Annotated in this window: 17 protein-coding genes; 7 read left to right on the top strand and 10 right to left on the bottom strand. The window is 69.1% G+C overall.

Annotation, left to right across the window (positions count from 1 at the left end; all coding sequences use genetic code 11):
* Positions 1-65: 65 nt before the first annotated feature.
* The gene (locus ACIBH1_RS07940) at positions 66-644 is read left to right on the top strand and encodes a hypothetical protein (RefSeq protein WP_397312838.1); all 579 of its coding nucleotides are present in this window, start codon (positions 66-68) and stop codon (positions 642-644) included.
* Between the two features lie 21 nt (positions 645-665).
* On the opposite strand, the gene ACIBH1_RS07935 is transcribed toward ACIBH1_RS07940, so the two are convergent.
* The 5 genes from ACIBH1_RS07935 to ACIBH1_RS07915 all read right to left on the bottom strand — a co-directional run bounded on the left by ACIBH1_RS07935 (position 666) and on the right by ACIBH1_RS07915 (position 5616).
* On the bottom strand, positions 666-1205 hold the full coding sequence (locus ACIBH1_RS07935) for a DinB family protein (protein WP_397312837.1): 540 nt from the start codon (positions 1203-1205) through the stop codon (positions 666-668).
* A gap of 176 nt (positions 1206-1381) precedes the next feature.
* Positions 1382-3040 carry a cytochrome bc complex cytochrome b subunit gene (locus tag ACIBH1_RS07930; RefSeq protein WP_397312836.1) on the bottom strand — a complete coding sequence of 553 codons (1659 nt, stop codon included), beginning with the start codon at positions 3038-3040 and terminating at the stop codon, positions 1382-1384.
* Complete coding sequence (locus ACIBH1_RS07925; RefSeq protein WP_397312835.1) at positions 3037-4152, bottom strand: Rieske 2Fe-2S domain-containing protein; 1116 nt, start codon at positions 4150-4152, stop codon at positions 3037-3039. The genes ACIBH1_RS07930 and ACIBH1_RS07925 overlap by 4 nt, the downstream gene beginning before the upstream one ends.
* Positions 4149-4958, bottom strand: coding sequence for a c-type cytochrome (locus ACIBH1_RS07920; protein ID WP_397312834.1), 810 nt, complete (start codon positions 4956-4958; stop codon positions 4149-4151). Before ACIBH1_RS07920 ends, ACIBH1_RS07925 begins: the two co-directional genes overlap by 4 nt.
* Positions 4959-4971: 13 nt before the next feature.
* Positions 4972-5616 carry a heme-copper oxidase subunit III gene (locus ACIBH1_RS07915; RefSeq protein WP_397312833.1) on the bottom strand — a complete coding sequence of 215 codons (645 nt, stop codon included), beginning with the start codon at positions 5614-5616 and terminating at the stop codon, positions 4972-4974.
* Positions 5617-5818: 202 nt separating this feature from the next.
* Here ACIBH1_RS07915 and ACIBH1_RS07910 point away from each other — a divergent pair, with 202 nt between their 5' ends.
* Together ACIBH1_RS07910 and trpD are read left to right on the top strand one after the other, a co-directional pair.
* Complete coding sequence (locus ACIBH1_RS07910) at positions 5819-6214, top strand: hypothetical protein (RefSeq protein WP_397313104.1); 396 nt, start codon at positions 5819-5821, stop codon at positions 6212-6214.
* Positions 6215-6426: 212 nt separating this feature from the next.
* On the top strand, positions 6427-7476 hold the full coding sequence (gene trpD / locus ACIBH1_RS07905; protein ID WP_397312832.1) for an anthranilate phosphoribosyltransferase: 1050 nt from the start codon (positions 6427-6429) through the stop codon (positions 7474-7476).
* Between the two features lie 641 nt (positions 7477-8117).
* Here trpD and ACIBH1_RS07900 read toward each other — a convergent pair.
* The 4 genes from ACIBH1_RS07900 to coxB all read right to left on the bottom strand — a co-directional run bounded on the left by ACIBH1_RS07900 (position 8118) and on the right by coxB (position 12302).
* On the bottom strand, positions 8118-9305 hold the full coding sequence (locus ACIBH1_RS07900) for an Ig-like domain-containing protein (protein WP_397312831.1): 1188 nt from the start codon (positions 9303-9305) through the stop codon (positions 8118-8120).
* Between the two features lie 137 nt (positions 9306-9442).
* Positions 9443-9856 (bottom strand): cytochrome c oxidase subunit 4, encoded by a 414-nt coding sequence (locus ACIBH1_RS07895; RefSeq protein ID WP_397312830.1) that lies wholly within the window; start codon positions 9854-9856, stop codon positions 9443-9445.
* Positions 9856-11529: a cytochrome c oxidase subunit I gene (ctaD, locus tag ACIBH1_RS07890; RefSeq protein ID WP_397312829.1), complete on the bottom strand. Its 1674-nt coding sequence runs from the start codon at positions 11527-11529 to the stop codon at positions 9856-9858. The genes ACIBH1_RS07895 and ctaD overlap by 1 nt, the downstream gene beginning before the upstream one ends.
* Positions 11526-12302 carry a cytochrome c oxidase subunit II gene (gene coxB / locus ACIBH1_RS07885; protein WP_397312828.1) on the bottom strand — a complete coding sequence of 259 codons (777 nt, stop codon included), beginning with the start codon at positions 12300-12302 and terminating at the stop codon, positions 11526-11528. The genes ctaD and coxB overlap by 4 nt, the downstream gene beginning before the upstream one ends.
* Positions 12303-12501: 199 nt before the next feature.
* Here coxB and ACIBH1_RS07880 point away from each other — a divergent pair, with 199 nt between their 5' ends.
* From ACIBH1_RS07880 to ACIBH1_RS07865, 4 genes are all read left to right on the top strand, one after another.
* Positions 12502-13680 (top strand): cysteine desulfurase family protein, encoded by a 1179-nt coding sequence (locus tag ACIBH1_RS07880; RefSeq protein ID WP_397312827.1) that lies wholly within the window; start codon positions 12502-12504, stop codon positions 13678-13680.
* Complete coding sequence (locus ACIBH1_RS07875; RefSeq protein ID WP_397312826.1) at positions 13677-13922, top strand: sulfurtransferase TusA family protein; 246 nt, start codon at positions 13677-13679, stop codon at positions 13920-13922. The genes ACIBH1_RS07880 and ACIBH1_RS07875 overlap by 4 nt, the downstream gene beginning before the upstream one ends.
* A 73-nt stretch (positions 13923-13995) precedes the next feature.
* Entirely contained in the window at positions 13996-14415 is a 420-nt protein-coding gene (locus ACIBH1_RS07870) for a CBS domain-containing protein (protein WP_397312825.1), read from the top strand.
* A 52-nt stretch (positions 14416-14467) separates the two neighbouring features.
* Positions 14468-16270, top strand: coding sequence for a serine/threonine protein kinase (locus tag ACIBH1_RS07865; protein WP_397312824.1), 1803 nt, complete (start codon positions 14468-14470; stop codon positions 16268-16270).
* A 4-nt stretch (positions 16271-16274) separates the two neighbouring features.
* On the opposite strand, the gene ACIBH1_RS07860 is transcribed toward ACIBH1_RS07865, so the two are convergent.
* Positions 16275-17261 (bottom strand): carbohydrate kinase family protein, encoded by a 987-nt coding sequence (locus ACIBH1_RS07860; RefSeq protein WP_397312822.1) that lies wholly within the window; start codon positions 17259-17261, stop codon positions 16275-16277.
* Positions 17262-17330: the final 69 nt, after the last annotated feature.

Below are 17330 nucleotides of genomic sequence, written 5' to 3'. Positions count from 1 at the left end.
CTCTCACCATATCGCTCGATAACGCGCATCATAACAAGCGTTATCGCCCCTGGAAGGAGAGCACAGTGAGGATCTATCAGGTCAGCGCGGCAGCGGGTTTCGCCTGCGCCGCCCTCCTCGTCGTCAACGCCGCGCGGCGCGGCGGGTTCCTGCCGGAAACCGCCTTCACCCATGCCATCGCACCGTTCGCCGCACTCACCGGGTTATTCGCCATCGTCGGGATCTACCTGCTCATCCGCGACTCGGCCGGAGGACTCGGGCTCGCCGGGTTCGTCCTCAACGCGGCCGGGCTGACGGGCGCCTTCGCCGTGGAGTACATCCTCCACTTCGTCTTCCCCTACCTCGACCGGCCGGTCGTCACCGGACTGCTCGCCGCGACCACCGGCCGGGCGTTCCTGGTCACCTCGATGATCCTGATCCTGGGCGTGCTGGCCTTCAGCGCGGCCGCGATCCGCAGCCGCGCGATGGACGTGCCCGCCGTCGTCCTGTACGCGGCCGGGATGATGCCCGGGTCGCTGCGCAACCTGGTGCCGGAACCCGTCTACCTGGGCGGGCTCGTGGTCGCCGCCATCGGCGTCGCCTGGATGGCCCGGCGGCTGTGGCTCACCGGGCGCACCGTTCCGGCCCTCGCCCCCGCCGCCTGACGGACGGGGGGCGAGCTCACCTCACTCCCCCGTCCTGCCGTCCACGGACTCCCGGATCAGGTCCGCGTGACCGTTGTGGCGGGCGTACTCCTCGATCATGTGCACCAGCATCCAGCGCAGGCTCGGCGTCCTGCCGTCGGGCCACCCGCGCTGCGACAGGTACTCCAGGCCGCCCTCGGCCATCGCCTGCTGGGTCCTGACCCTCGAGCGCGCCACCGCCGCCTGCCAGAGCTCGCGCAGCTCCTGCGGCGAATCGTCGGCCGCGGAGTGCCAGTCCCAGTCGGGGTCGGCGTCCCAGTCGACCTTGTCCCACGGCGGTTGCAGCTCCAGGCCGCGCAGCCAGTGGCCGAACCAGTCGTCCTCGACGTAGGCCAGGTGCTTCATCATGCCGCCCAGCGTCATGGCGGAGGCGCCCACCGTCGCCCCCAGCCCCTCGGCGTCGAGGCCCTCGCACTTCCAGGCGAAGGTGGCGCGCTGGAAGTCGAGAAACGTCAGGAGTGTTCCGACCTCGTCCCCCGCGAGCGGCGGTTCCGGACGGCCGTGCTCGTCTACTTCGGTCATGAGGGGTGAGTGTAGGGCGGATCACCGGCAGACAACAGGCTCCACCGTACGGCGCCAGGCCCGTGGACGGCAAACGAAGACGACAGGCTCCGCCGTACGGCGCCGGGCCCCTGGCCGGTAAACGAAAGGGCCCGGGCGGTGAATCCCCGCCCGGGCCCCTCCTTCAAGCGATCAGGTCAGTGCGTGATCGACTTGTCGTCGCCACCCGCACCGATCGCGGCGTGGTCGTCGCCGTGACCGTCGTGCCCGTGACCGTCGTCCATGGGGATCTTCTCCCCGCCGTAGGCCCTGGACATCCGGGCCCGCAGCTTGCCGATGGGACCGCGCATGCCCTTGGGCGGGATGCCCGCGCTGTCGACCAGGACCGGCACCATCGGCACCGCCTCCTTGCCGCGCATGTGGGCCTCGATGTCGTCGGCCGGCGGCGTGTGGATCTCGATGAACTCACCGTGCGGCAGCCGCTTGATGACACCGGACTCCACGCCGTGCCCGATGATCGCGGCGTCGGAACGCTGCAGACCGAGGCAGATGCGGTAGGTCACGATGTAGGCGATCACCGGCAGGACGAACACCGCGACCCGGCCGATGTAGGTCGTCCAGTTCAGGCTGATCGAGAAGACCCACGAGAGCTCGTCGTTGGCGCCCAGCAGCCACAGCACGCCGTAGAAGGCGATCGCGGCCATACCGATCGAGGTGCGGTGCGGGTTGTTGCGCGGGCGGTCGGCGATGTGGTGCTCGCGCCGGTCGCCCGTGATCCACTGTTCCAGGAACGGATAGAGCGCCAGGCCCGTCATGATGATGCCCATCGGCACGAGCGCCGGGATGATCACGCTCAGTGGCAGCGTGCCCCAGGTGTTCGTGCCGCCGAGGTTGATCTCCCATGGCACCATCAGTCGCAGCGAGCCTTCGAGGAAGCCCATGTAGAAGTCAGGCTGCGAGCCGGCGGAGATGTCGGCCGGGTTGTACGGACCGAAGATCCAGATCGGGTTGATCTGGGCGAAGGTGCCCAGGCCGGCGATCACCGCGAAGGTGAACAGGAAGTACGCACCGGCCTTGAGCATGAACGCCGGGTAGAACGGCGCGCCCACCACGTTCTTGTTGTCGCGTCCCTTGCCCGGCATCTGGGTGTGCTTCTGCACCCACATGAGCACCATGTGGGCCGAGACCAGCGCCAGGATGATGCCGGGGATGAGCAGGATGTGCAGGGAGTAGAACCGGGAGATGATGTCGACACCCGGGTACTCGCCGCCGAACAGGAAGAACGTGATGTACGTGCCGACCAGCGGCAGCGAGATCGCCACGCCCTCGGTGATGCGCAGACCGGCGCCCGACAGCAGGTCGTCGGGCAGGGAGTAGCCCGTCAGACCCTCGGCCAGGGCCAGCGTCAGCAGCAGCACGCCGATGATCCAGTTGAGCTCGCGCGGCTTGCGGTATGCACCCGTGAAGAACACGCGGAGCATGTGCACCATCATGCCGGCGACGAACAGCAGGGCGGCCCAGTGGTGCATCTGCCGCATGAGCAGACCGCCACGGACCTCGAAGCTGAGCTCCAGCGCCGAGGCGTAGGCCTCGGACATCATGACGCCCTGCAGCGGCGCGTACGGGCCGGAGTACTCGACGTGGCCCATGCTCGGCTGGAACCAGAACGTCAGGAACGTACCGGTGAGCAGCAGGATGATGAAGGAGTAGAGCGCGATCTCACCCAGCAGGAACGACCAGTGGTCGGGAAAGATCTTGCGCATGTTGCGCTTGAGGAAGCTGCCCGCGCCGATGCGGTCGTCGATGAAGTTCGACGGGCCGGAGATCGCCTTGGGAGTCGCCTTCAGTTCGCTCATGCTGACTTACCTTCTTCCCGGGCCAGCTGCTCGGCGTCGCCGCGCTCCCAGTAGGACGGGCCGGGCGGCACCGCGAAGTCTCCCTGGGCGATGAGGTAGCCCTGCTCGTCGACGGCGATCGGCAGCTGCGGGAGCGGCCGGGCGGCCGGACCGAAGATGACCTTGGCGCCGTCGGCCGCGTCGAACGTCGACTGGTGGCAGGGGCACAGGATGTGATGGGTGGTCTGCTCGTACAGGGCCGCGGGGCAGCCCACGTGCGTGCAGATCTTGGAGTAGGCCACGATCCCGTCGTGCGTCCAGTTCTTGTTCACGCCCCCCTTGATCTCCTCGGGGCGGAACTTGATCAGGATGAGCGTGGCCTTGGCGAGCGCGTTGAGGTCGTGCTCGTAGCCTTCCGGCACGACCGACAGGATGCCGCCGGGCGAGTTGAAGTCGGCCGCCCTGATCGGCTGGCCGGTGCCCTCGACGACCAGGCGGAGGTTCTTGCCCTCCTTGGTCTTGGTGCCCCACACGGTGTGCCGGAGCGTCGTGTGGAACTTCGACGCGGGCAGCGGCGTGTTGTTGTCGAGGTCACGCAGCAGGACCAGAGGAAGCAGGCCCAGCGGCGCGGAGGCCAGCAGCAGGGTACGGCGCAGCATCTTGCGCTTGACGAAGCCGCTTTCGTTCGCGCCCTTGAGGAAGGTCTCCTCGACGTAGCCGCGGGTCTCCCCGTCGGTCGCCATCGGGTGACGCTCCTGGACCAGGTTGTACTTCGGCATGAGCTGGCGGACCCAGATCACGATGCCGGAGGCCAGGCCCAGCAGCGCCAGCGTCAGCGTGCCGCCCAGCGCCAGGTTGGACAGCGCCGTGTTGTCGAGGCTGTCGACCGGCAGGATGACGTAGAAGATCAGGAACGCGATCGCCGCGGCGAAGGTGACCATGAAGCACAGGGCCACGATCTTCTCGGCCTTGCGGGCCTTGACCTCGTCGGGGAGGATCACGCCCGGCTCGTCGTCGGAGTCTTGCCTGACCTCCTGGGCGCCGAGCATCGAGGTGCCCGGCGCAGGGGTGCCGATGACGCGCTTGGGAACGCGGCTTTCCGGCTGCTCGATCTCGTGCTCGTTGTCTGTCATGGCTTCTGTCGCTTCTTCGCGGTGATCCAGATGGCGGCGAGGGCGAGCACACTGATGCCCACGATCCACGCTACAAGGCCTTCGGTGACCGGGCCGATGCGCCCGAGACCGAAACCTCCCGGGTCGGTCTGCTCACGAACGCCCTTGACATAGGCGATGATGTCGCGCTTCTGCTCGGGCGTGATGGTGCTGTCGTTGAACACCGGCATCGCCTGCGGACCGGTGGCCATCGCCTCGTAGATCTGCTTCTCGGACGGGGCGTTGAGCGCCGGGGCGTACTTGCCCTGCGTCAGCGCGCCGCCGCCACCCGCCCAGTTGTGGCACTGGATGCAGTTGGCGCGGAACAGCTCGCCGCCCTTGGCCTCGCTGCCCAGCGAGGCGTCGAGCCACTTGTCCTCGGGCACGGTCGGACCGCCGCCCAGCGACTGCACGTAGGCGGCCAGCGCCTCGATCTTCTCCGGGGTCACCCACGGAGCCGTCGGCTTGCGCGGCGCCTGGGCGCCGGGGTTGGCGGCCGGCATGCGGCCGCTGCTGACCTGGAAGTCGACGGCGGCGGCGCCGACGCCGATCAGGGTCGGGCCGGTCGAGGTGCCCTCGGCGCTGAGGCCGTGGCAGCTGGAGCAGTGCGCCTGGAAGAGCGACTTGCCCTCGGCGACCGGGTCGGCCTTGCCGGAGGCGAGGGCCGCGTCGGCCGGACGCGAGAACTTGGCGATCGTGGTGTAACCCACACCGAAGATCGCCAAGGCGAAGATCAGGACGGCGTATCTCGCGAGGGGATGCCGCCGTCGAGCGGTGATCCTAGACACAGAGATCCCGTCCCTATCGGATGATGTAGATGGTCGCGAAAAGACCGATCCAGACGACGTCGACGAAGTGCCAGTAGTAGGACACGACGATCGCGCTGGTGGCCTGCTCATGCGTGAAGCGCTTCGCGGCGTACGTGCGTCCCAGCATGAACAGGAACGCGATCAGGCCACCGGTCACGTGCAGGCCGTGGAAGCCCGTCGTCAGGTAGAACACCGAGGTGTAGGCGTTCGCGGACAGGGTCGCGCCCTCGTGCGCCAGCTCCATGTACTCGTAGATCTGACCGGCGACGAAGACCGCGCCCATCAGGAAGCTGACGATGTACCAGAAGCGGAGCTTGGCGACCTGTCCCTTCTCCGCGGCCCACACGCCCAGCTGGCACGTCACGGAGGACAGCACCAGGATGATCGTGTTGACCGTCGCGAACGGGATGTTCAGGTGAGCCGTGCCCTCGGTGCCCGCGGGCGGGAGCGAAGGCTCCCACGCGAAGCCCTCGCCGAGGCTCACCGACCGGATGGTGAAGTACATCGCGAACAGCGCCGCGAAGAACATGAGCTCAGAGGACAGCCACACGATCGTCCCCACGCTGACCAGGTTCGGTCTGCGCGACGAGTGTGCTGTCGTCGAAGTTATTGCGGATGCTGTCGCCACGGGCAGCATTATTGCGGTTCCCATGGTCGGGTCGCTTCTCGACCCCCCGATAGTGGCAAGTGAGGTCGCACCAAGCAGGGATAATGGGAATAAATCACCTACCGGTACCGCCAGCCTCGGTATCCGACCTGGCACCCCGGTACGATCCTGATGACCAGACAAGCTACGACCGATAGTGAGCCGTGACGTGAGCACCACCGCCGACGACACGATGAAGGTCCTCGTCTACAGCGACGACGCCAACACCAGGGAGAAGGTGCGCCTGGCGATCGGCCGACGTCCCGCCGCGGACCTCCCCCTCGTGGAGATCGTGGAGTGCGCCACCGAGCCCAAGGTCCACCAGTGGCTCGCCTCCGGAGAGATCGACGTGGCCGTCCTCGACGGCGAGACCCAGCCCGCGGGCGGGATGGGCGTCTGCCGCCAGGCCAAGGACGAGGTGTACGACTGCCCGCCGGTGCTTCTGCTCATCGCGCGGCGCGACGACCGGTGGCTGGCCGACTGGTCCAAGGCCGACGCCGTGGTGGCGCAGCCGCTGGAGCCGGTGGCCGTGGCCGACGGGGTCGCCGAGCTGATGCGCAAGCGCACCGCCACCCGCCTGACCGCCTGACCGCACGTACGGCACGAACCGCGGGTACGGCACGAACCGCCGGTACGGCACGACGGCATGTACGGCCCGGCGCCCGTGATGGCGCGGGCCGCCTCCCCTCGTGGGACGGCCGGCCCGCCCGGATGGCCGCTCGGCAACCCTGTGACCAGGCCCGGCGACCGGCACCTCGCCCTCCTCCAGACGCCAGACGACGACGCGAAGTAGGTACTGCGATGGACTCCCGCACCACGTGGCCGGCGCTTCTGTCGGCCCTGCTCGCCGGCGAGCACCTGACGGCCGACGAGACCGCCTGGGCGATGCGCGAGATCATGTCGGGCACCGCGACCCCGGCCCAGATCGCCGGCTTCGCCATCGCGCTGCGCGCCAAGGGCGAGACCGTGGCCGAGGTCACGGGCCTGGCCCGCACCATGCTCGACCTGGCCACCCCGCTGAGCGTGCCCGGCCCGGTCGTCGACGTCGTCGGCACCGGCGGTGACCGCGCCCACACGGTGAACGTCTCCACGATGGCCGCCATCGTGGCCGCCGCGGCGGGCGCCCGCGTGGTCAAGCACGGCAACCGGGCCGCCTCGTCCTCGTGCGGCGCCGCCGACGTGCTGGAGCACCTCGGCATCGTGCTCGACCTGTCCCCCGAGCAGACCGCGCGGGTCGCGCAGGAGGCGGGCATCGCCTTCTGCTTCGCCCCCGTCTACCACCCCGCGCTGCGCTTCGCCGGACCGCCGCGCAAGGAGCTCGGCGTGCCGACGGTCTTCAACTTCCTCGGCCCGCTCACCAACCCCGCCCGCCCGGCCGCCCAGGCCATCGGCGTCTACGACCCCGTCATGCTGCCGGTGCTCGCGGGCGTCTTCGCCGAGCGCGGCGTCTCGGCGCTGGTGTTCCGCGGCGACGACGGGCTCGACGAGCTGACCATCGCGACGACCTCCACGGTGTGGGTGGTCCGCGACGGGCAGGCGACGCAGACGACGTTCGACCCGGCCGTGCTCGGCATCGCGCGCGCCGACGTGGGGGCGCTGCGCGGAGGCGACGTGACGTTCAACGCGCAGGCGGTGCACGACCTGCTGCGCGGCAAGCACGGGCCGGTGCGCGACGCGGTGCTGCTCAACGCGGCCGCGGCGCTGGTGTCGCTGGAGGGCGCGGGTGACGATCTCGACTCGGCGATGATCGACGGCTACTCGCGGGCCATTCAGGCTGTCGACTCCGGCCGGGCGGCCTCGACGCTCGACCGCTGGATCGAGGTCAGCCGCTCGTTCCGCCCGGCGGGCTGAGGCAGGTCCTTCAGCGCGCTCTGTGGGCTGCGGCAGAGTTTTCAGCGGCGCCCGGCGGGCTGAGGCAGGTCCCCGCAGCGGCGCCCTGTGGGCTGAGGCAGGTCCCCGCAGCGGCGCTCTGTGGGCTGCGGTCGAGCCGCAGGCGGCGCTGGGCCGCTTGGCGGCGCCCGGCGGCACCAGGGAGTGCGTCATGCTGCCGGAAGTCGCAGGCGGCCACATCAGGGCCGTTCATGGGGCATCGGCGGCCAAAGCCCCATGGAAGGACACCTGGGGCGCATCAGTACCGCCCGCGGGGATCGTGCGCGGCCACAGCGGCCGCCCGGCTAATAACGGGCGCGGCTTGTCGCCGGGCCGCGCGTGCTGCCCGGCCACCGCACACCGCCGCCTTCCACCCTGCTGTACGGCCGCGCTCACGGCGGGACGGTCCGCCCGGGGCGACGCAGGGGCGAACACCGCCCCCGAGCAGGCCACGCCCACCCTCCAGGCGGGTGCGTACCGTCGACTCGAAGCCGTCGCGTAGCGGCGCCCGGCCACGCACGCCGCAGTGGCGTCTCCCTGGACGGAGCCCGGCCCCGTACGGCGGGCGGGGGTGAGCCCGCGTGCCGTACAGGAGGCTCGTCCGTGCGCCCGCCGGCGCGTGACTACAGCGTGCCGGTGGGGAAGGACTTGGTGGAGCTCCACTTGAGCCACTGCTTCCAGTCCTCCTGCCAGTGCCCCCAACCGTTGGTCGGCTCCAACTTACGCGGTGTGCCGGTCAACACGATGGGGTCGCCGATCAAAGTGTTTCTAATGAACCACGAGGCGTTGCTTGGGCTGACGTTGACGCAGCCGTGGCTGACGTTCGCGTAGCCCTGCGACCCGACCGACCAGGGGGCGCTGTGCACGTACTCCCCCGAGTTGGAGATGCGCACGGTGTTGTAGACGGTCTTCCGGTAGTAGCCCGCCTGCCCCGGCCCGATCCCGGGCGAGATCATGATGGTCACCGGCTCGCGCGACATCGCCAGGTGCACGCCCGAGGTCGTGTAGTACTTCCACGCCCCGCCCTGCCCGGCGCTCATGGGGATCTCGCGGACCACCTTGCCGTTGCGGCGCACGGTCAGGTGGTGGTTGTCGATGTTGCCCTTGGTGATCTGCTCGCGGCCGATCTTGAAGTTGAGCACGTGGTCGCGTTTGCCGTACAGGCCGTCGCCGCCCGGCACGCCCGCGAGCCTGGCCTCCATCCTGACGCGCGTGTGCGCGGGCCAGTACGTCTTGGGGCGGAAGTCGATGTGCCGGTCGTCGAACCAGTGCCAGGCGCCCTCGACGGGCTTGGAACTGTGCACGGAGAGGTTGCGCTCGATGGCGACGCGGTCGGTGATGTCCCGGCTGAACTCGATCATGATGGGCATACCGACGCCGACCGTGAGGTCGGTCTCGTCCTTGTTCGGCAACATCCGCTCGATGTCGAACGTGCGCTCGGCGGGGTCGGTCTTGAACGTCGTCTTCGTCTCGGTCTTGCGCCCCTGCGGGTTCACCGCGACGGCGGTGACCGTGTAGGTGGTGCCCGGCCTGGCCGTGCGCACGCTGCGCCAGCGGGTGCCGTCGGCGCTCAGGTCACCGGCCAGCTCCCCGCTCGCCGCCCGCACCTTGACGCTCAGCAGCCTGCCGTCGACCGCGCCCACGGTCACCAGAGCGTCCGTATCGACGTTGTCCGCCTTGTTCAGCGGGAACACCGTCAGCTTCGCCTCGGCCACCGGGGCCGGACTGGCCGTTTCGCCGTCCGACGCACTCACCGCCGAGCAGGCGACCATCGAGGACAGGGCCAGTAGCCCGACCGTGCCGCGCACCATGGGAACTCCCCCACCGAAAGATCCAGCTTGTCACCGGGTTATTACCCTAAGTGATCGATTAGCCACATCCGGCGAGTGTCAAAACAACGAAAAAGCAGCCGGTACGGCAAGGCGTACCGGCTGCTGTCTCAAACCGCTCAGTGGGAGAAGTTCCCCCGGTAGTACTGGAACACGAAGCCGATCATGGCCATGATCACCATGAACGCGCCGATGATGAACATCCACAGGCCCACCGCGAAGCCGGCGAAGGCGAAGGCGGCGGCCAGGCAGACGAACAGCGGCCACCAGCTGCTCGGCGAGAAGAAGCCGATCTCACCGGCGCCCTCGCTGATGTCGGCCTGCTTGTCGTCCTCGGGCTGATGCCCGATGCGCTTGGCCGTGAACATCAGGTAGTAGCCGATCATGAAGGCGAAGGCCACCGAGATGGCCATCGCCGTCGTGCCGACCGGCTCGCCGACGCCGTTCTCCGCCTTGGTCCAGAACCAGTAGGCGATGTCCGCGGCTGCGAAGAAGACGCCGCAGAGCAGGAACAACCAACCCTGAACCTTCATCAGGCCTCACCCTCGACGGCAGCGACGGGACGCTTGGCGGACACGTGCGGGTAGTGCAGGTCGAACGCGGGGCGCTCGGAGCGGATCTGCGGCAGCGAGGTGAAGTTGTGCCGCGGCGGCGGGCAGGAGGTCGCCCACTCGAGCGAACCGCCGTAACCCCACGGGTCGTCGACCGTGACCTTCGGCGCCGTCTTCCAGGTCCGCCACACGTTGTAGAGGAACGGGATGGTGGAGGCGCCGAGCAGGAACGCGCCGACCGACGAGAACATGTTCAGCGTGCTGAAGCCGTCGATCACGCTGTAGTCGGCGTAGCGGCGGGAGAAGCCGATCGCGCCGAGCCAGTGCTGCACCAGGAAGGTGGCGTGGAAGCCGATGAACAGCAGCCAGAAGTGCAGCTTGCCGAGCTTGTCGTTGAGCATCTTGCCGGTGAACTTGGGCCACCAGAAGTAGAAGCCCGCGAACATCGCGAACACCACGGTGCCGAAGACCACGTAGTGGAAGTGCGCCACGACGAAGTAGGAGTCGGACAGCTGGAAGTCGAGCGGCGGGCTGGCGAGGATGACGCCGGTCAGACCACCGAGGAGGAAGGTGATCAGGAAGCCCACCGAGAACAGCATCGGCGACTCGAAGCTCAGATGGCCTCGCCACATCGTGCCGATCCAGTTGAAGAACTTCACACCGGTCGGGACCGCGATGAGGAAGGTCATGAACGCGAAGAACGGCAGCAGCACTTGTCCTGTGGCGTACATGTGGTGCGCCCACACGGTGATCGACAGACCCGCGATCGCGATGGTCGCGCCGACCAGGCCGATGTAGCCGAAGATCGGCTTACGGCTGAAGACCGGCAGGATCTCCGTGATGATGCCGAAGAACGGCAGGGCGATGATGTACACCTCTGGGTGCCCGAAGAACCAGAACAGGTGCTGCCAGAGCATCGCACCGCCGGTCTCCGAGGCGAAGATGTGGGTGCCGAACTTGCGGTCGGCCTCCAGCGCCAGCAGCGCGGCGGCCAGCACCGGGAAGGCCATGAGCACCAGGATGCTGGTGAGCAGGATGTTCCAGGTGAAGATCGACATGCGGAACATCGTCATGCCGGGAGCGCGCATGCAGATGATCGTGGTGATGAAGTTGACCGCGCCGAGGATGGTGCCCAGACCGGCCAGGGCCAGGCCCATGATCCACAGGTCGCCGCCGATGCCGGGCGAGTAGATCGCGTCGGACAGCGGGGCGTAGGCGAACCAGCCGAAGCTGGCCGCGCCGCCGGGGGTGAAGAAACCCGAGACGGTGATGATGCCGCCGAACAGGTAGAGCCAGTAGCTGACCATGTTCAGACGCGGGAAGGCCACGTCGGGGGCGCCGATCTGCAGCGGCATGAGCTCGTTGGCGAAGCCCGCGAACAGCGGGGTCGCGAAGAGCAGCAGCATGATCGTGCCGTGCATGGTGAACAGCTGGTTGAACTGCTCGTTGCTGACGAACTGCAGCCCCGGGCCCGCGAGCTCGGCTCGCATCACCAGGGCCATCACGCCGCCGATCAGGAAGAAGATGAACGACGTGATGAGGTACAGGTGGCCGATGACCTTGTGGTCGGTCGAGGACAGCCACTTGGCGATGATCTGTCCCTTGGTGACCGGCCGGACACCGGTGGTGCTGATGGGCTCCTGGATGGCGGTCACTGATCGCTCCCCGAGGCGAGGTCCTGCTCGAATTCCTGCTTCGAGACGAGCTTGACGTTGAAGAGCATCCGGCTGTGGTCGACACCGCACAGCTCGGCGCAACGCCCGGCGTAGACGCCCGGCTTGTTCAGCGTGGTGACCTCGAAGCGGTTCTTCTCCTTGGCGATGCCGGGAATGACGTCGCGCTTGAACAGGAAAGCGGGAACCCAGAACGAGTGGATGACGTCAGGCGACTCGAGCTGGAACTCGACCTTGGTGTCGACCGGCAGGACCAGCTGGGGTCCCTGACGGAAGTCGCTCACCGGCTTGCCCATCACCTGCTTGACCTTGCCACCCGACTCGGTGGTGAAGCGCCAGCTCCACTGGACCGCTTCCACCTTCACCTTGACGGTGGCGTCGTTGTTGACGGCCAGCATGGCGTTCTGGTCGCGGGCGGTGAAGAAGAAGAACACCGACACCATGACCAGCGGCACGAGAGTGTAGAAGATCTCGATCGGCAGGTTGTAGCGCACCTGCGCCGGAAGCGCGGCGGAGTTCTTGCGCTTACGGTGGAAGAAACACGCCCACAGGATCAGGACGATGACCACCGCGCCCGTGGCGAGAGCGGCGATCCAGGCGCCGTCCCACAGATTGCGGACGATGTCGGCCTCGGCCGTGATCCGCCCTTCCGGCGGGAGAAAACCCTCCTGCGCCGACTTGCTCAGGCTCGCGCCCTCATCACCACTACACGCCGTCGCGAGCATAAGCGGCAACGCCAAAGCGGCGGCGCTCATCACTCCACGCCGGGCCCACGGACGCCGCATCGAACGGCGGGTCGGACTCACGGATCGCCTACCCCACAGATGAAGCCCAGGAGTCCCTCCTGGGCGCTCGTATTCCAGTTACTCAAGTCATGCACAGCTGATAGCCAGACACATTAGCGTGCAGGCCCCCCGGCCTCCCGCGCGACCCCTCGATGGGACGATAACTATCGTGGCGTACCTTGACGCGGCCTCGACCGAGCCGCTCCACCCCGCGGCCCGCGAAGCACTCCTGACCACGCTCGACACCGGCTGGGCCGACCCCGCACGACTCTACGGATCGGCTCGCCGGGCGCAACTCCTGCTCGAACAGGCCCGCACGGAGATCGCCGAGGCGCTCGGCGCCCGGCCCGACGAGGTGTCGTTCACGGCCTCCGGCACCCAGGCCGTCCACCTCGGCGTGCTCGGTGCCCTGGGCGGCCGCCGCAGGGTCGGCTCCCGGGTGGTCGCGAGCGCGGTCGAGCATTCGAGCGTCCTGCACGCGGCCACGCTCGGATCCGCGCAGGCGGCCATGGCGGCATCCCCGGGACCGTCCACGTCTCCGCCCGCCTCGCCGGGGCTGGTGACCGTGCCCGTGTCGCTCACCGGACGCGTCGACCTGGCCGCCTTCGGCGCCGCCGTCTCCGCCGAGGGCACCGCGCTGGCCTGCCTCCAGACCGCCAACCACGAGGTCGGCACGCTCCAGCCCGTCGCCGAGGCGGCCGCCGCGTGCCGTACGGCAGGCGTGCCCCTCCTGGTCGACGCCTGCCAGACCGCGGGACGGCTGCCCGTCCCCGGCGGCTGGTCGGTGCTCGCCGCCAGCGCCCACAAGTGGGGCGGCCCGGCGGGCGTCGGGGTGCTGGCCGTGCGCAAGGGCACCCGCTTCCGCTCCGCCCTGCCCGAGGACGAGCGCGAGCGCGGCCGGGTGCCCGGTTTCGTCGACGTTCCCGCCATCGTCGCCTCCGCCGCCGCCCTGCGCGCCTGGCTCGCCGAGGCGGAGGCCGAGAACACCCGGTTGTCGGCCCTGGTCGACCTCGTCAGGCGCCGGGTCCCTGAGCTCGTCCCCGACGTCGAGGTCATCGGCGACCCGGTCGAGCGGGCCCCGCACATCGTCACGTTCTCGTGCCTGTACGTCGACGGCGAGGTGCTGCTGACCGAGCTCGACCGGCTCGGATTCGCCGTTTCGTCGGGCAGTTCATGCACCGCTAGTACGCTACGTCCATCGCACGTTTTGGAGGCGATGGGGGTGCTTACCCACGGCAACGTCCGGGTCTCGCTGCCGCGAGGCACGCAGGCCGCCGATGTGGAGCGTTTCCTGACGGTTCTCCCCGACGTGGTGCGCAGGATCCGTCTAGACGCAGGAGTCGCATGAGTTCGCCGGTTCAGCCCGCTCTGACGATCGACGCGCTCGGGAAGAAGTGCCCGATCCCGATCATCATGCTGGCCGAGCAGATCAATGCGGTGCCGCTCAACGCCGTGGTCGCCGTGCTCGCCGACGACCCCGCGGCCTACACGGACGTGCCGGCGTGGTGCAGGCTGAAGTCGCATCCGCACGTTGGAACGTACGAACTGCCGCAGGGCGGGTGGTCCATCCACGTGCGGCGGAATTACTGAGCACCCAGTTGCGGTCCGGACGAAATGGGTAAATCAACCTCGGAACATCAACGACATTCCGGGGGAGAATCCGATGAGCGAGACCGCTCGCGACCTGATGAGCTCGGGCGTGGAGTGCATCCCGTCCCACGAGACGCTCGACCGCGCCGCGCAGATGATGCGCGACCACGGGGTGGGTGCGCTGCCGATCTGCGGACCTGACGACCGGCTCCAGGGCATCATCACCGACCGCGACATCGTCGTGAAGTGCATCGCCGAGGGCAAGGACCCGTCTCAGGTCACCGCCGCGGACCTGGCCACCGGCCTGGTGTGGGTGCCGGCCGACGCCACGGTGCAGGAGGCGCTCACGCGGATGCAGGAGAACCAGATCCGCCGGCTCCCGGTCATCGAGGAGCACCGGATCATCGGGATGATCAGCGAGGCCGATCTGGCCAAGCATCTGCCGGACGACCAGCTCGCCGACTTCGTGCACCGGATCTACGCGGGCGCCTGACACACCTTCGACGGGGATACGATCATCCCCAGTCGAGGGAGTTGGAGGCGATGTGCCCAGCTTACGGCCATTGCTGCCGGAAGATCCGCCCAGCGTTGGGCCGTACCAGGTGCACGCGCGGCTCGGCTCCGGCGGGCAGGGCACGGTGTTCGCGGCTCGGGGGTCCGACGGGACCTCCGTCGCCGTGAAGCTGCTCGACCCGCCGGTCGAGGGCGCCCGCGACCGCTTCCTCGACGAGGTCGAGACCGCCAAGCGGGTGGCGCCGTTCTGCACGGCCCAGATGCTCGACTCGGGCTTCCACGGCTCCCGGCCGTACATCGTCAGCGAGTTCGTCGACGGGCCGTCGCTGCAGGAGTCGGTCCGCGACGCCGGGCCGCGCGGCGCGGGAGCGTTGCAGCGGCTGGCGATCAACACGGTGACCGCGCTGGCGGGCATCCACGCGGCGGGCGTGATCCACCTGGACTTCAAGCCGGGCAACGTGGTGCTCGGCCCCGACGGTCCGGTGGTGATCGACTTCGGCATCGCCCGCGCCGTGGACCTCACGCGGTCCTCGATCAGCAGCCAGATCGTCGGGACGCCCGCCTACATGGCTCCCGAGCAGTTCGCCGGCGAGCCCGTGGGACCGGCGGCGGACATGTTCGCCTGGGCGGCCACCATGGTCTACGCGGCCACCGGACGGCACGCCTTCGCCGGTGAGAAGATCCCGGCGCTCATGCACTCGATCCTGTACGGCGAGCCGGATCTGGGCACGCTGGAGGATCCGCTGCGGGGGATTCTGCTGGAGTGCCTGGTCAAGGATGCGAGCCGGCGGCCTTCCGCGGAGTCGGTCGCCGAGCGCCTGCGAGCGCTGCCCGCCCCGGCCTGGCAGGCGACGATCGAATCCGCCCGCCCGCCCGCCGCCCCGGCCCGCCCCACCCAGCCGTCACCGGCCGTCCCCAGCCCGCCCACGCGTCCCGGCACCGCCCCGCCGTCAGCCGCGCCGCCGCCGGCCGAGCAGGCTCCCGCCGCCTTCTCCCCCGCCTTCTCCCCCGGCTCGTCCTCGCCCGGCGCTCCTGCGGCCGGTGCTCCTGCGGCCGGTGCTCCTGCGGTCGGCGGGAGGGGCGTCGGTGGAAGCGCAGCCGGTGGAAGCGCAGCCGGTGGAAACGCAGCCGGTGGGATGGGCGGCGGCGACGGGTGGCGGTCCGACACCGCCGAGTCCCCGGCGCTTGGCCACCAGCCGCGGTCTCTGCGGCGGCGGCTGGCGTGGGCCGCGGCGGTGGTGGTCATCGCGACGGCCGGCACCGGCTACGCCCTGTGGCCCTCCGACCCGGGCACCGGCGCGATCACCGTGCCGCCGGTCTCGGCGGCCACCACGACCCCGCCCCCGACGACCAGCCCGGCTTCCCCCGACCCCACCACGACCCCGGCCCACCGAGACCGGCAGCGCCAGGAGCCCGGCAAGCGCAAGACCGCCGCCCCGGCGAACCCGACTCGCTCGCCGAAGCGCGACACGACCACCGAGCCGACGGCCAGAACCACGAAGGCCGCCGCCCAGCCCGAGCCCACCCCGGACAGGACCACAGACAAGCCGAGCACGAAGCCGAGCAGCAAACCGAGCACCAAGCCGCCCGCCACCCCGACGCCCACCCCGGAGCCGAAGGCGGCCGAGGGCGGGACGCTGGGATGGGCGGACGCCGAGGCGTTCTGCGCCGCCAAGGGAGGCACGGTCGCCGGGTCGTGGTACAACCTGGCCTGCATCACCTCGGGCGCCATGGACTTCTACAGCTCGAACCAGGTGTGCCAGTGGAAGTACCCGGGCACGACGGCCGGGGTGCCGAACGGGACGCAGGGTTCGGTCGACTGCAGGAAGAGCTAGCGCCTCACGCGTAGTGGCAGCGCACGTGCTCGGAGACCTCGGCGGCGGCGTCCTTGCCGTAGGCGGCGGTGAACCGCTCGAGGAAGACCTTCTGCCCCAGTTCGTACTCCTGGCCGCCGACGCGCTCCAGGACGTGGGTGGCGGTGAGGTTGCCGATCTGGGCGCAGCGCTCCAGCGACAGGTCCCAGCCGAGACCGGCCAGGAAGCCGGCGCGGAAGGCGTCGCCGACGCCGGTGGGGTCGACCTTGCCCAGCTCGGGCGAGGGGGTGACGTGGATGGACGGCTCGCCCTTGCGGTCGATGCGCGACCCCTTGGGCCCGAGCGTGGTCACCCGGACGCCGACCCGGTCGAGGACCTCCTCGTCGGACCAGCCGGTCTTCTGCTCGATGAGGCCCTTCTCGTAGTCGTTGGAGAAGAGGTAGGCGGCGCCGTCGATGAGCAGGCGGATCTGCTCGTCGCCCATGCGGGCCAGTTGCTGGGAGGGGTCGGCGGCGAACGGGATGCCGCGCTGGCGGCACTCGTCGGTGTGGCGCAGCATGGCGTCGGGGTCGTTCGGGCTGATCAGCACGAGGTCGAGGGCGCCCACGCGGTCGGCGATCGGGCCCAGTTCGATCTGACGGGCCTCGGCCATCGCCCCGGTGTAGAAGGAGGCGATCTGGTTGTGGTGCTCGTCGGTGGTGCACAGGAAGCGTGCGGTGTGGTGCACGTCGGAGGTGTGCACGGACGCGCAGTCGACGCCGTGGCGCTCGAGCCAGGAGCGGTAGTCGGCGAAGTCGTTGCCGACCGCCCCGACGAGGATCGGGCTCAGGCCCAGGCATCCCATGCCGAAGGCGATGTTCGCCGCGCACCCACCGCGACGTATCTGCAGGTCATCGACCAGGAACGACAGGGATACCCGGTCGAGCTGCTCGGCGATGAGCTGCTCCCCGAAACTGCCGGGGAAGGTCATCAGATGGTCTGTCGCGATTGAGCCGGTGACGGCGATGCGCACGGGATTCTTCTTCCTCGTTGTCAGCAGGCCAAAGTGAAGCCACACGAGGATACGCGAAGGCCCCGCTCA

It is taken from the genome of Nonomuraea sp. NPDC050663, assembly GCF_044456985.1.
In the GTDB taxonomy this organism is placed as follows: Bacteria; Actinomycetota; Actinomycetes; order Streptosporangiales; family Streptosporangiaceae; genus Nonomuraea.
Note: the sequence above shows the minus strand (reverse complement) of the source record. Positions and strands in the feature narration are given on the sequence as shown.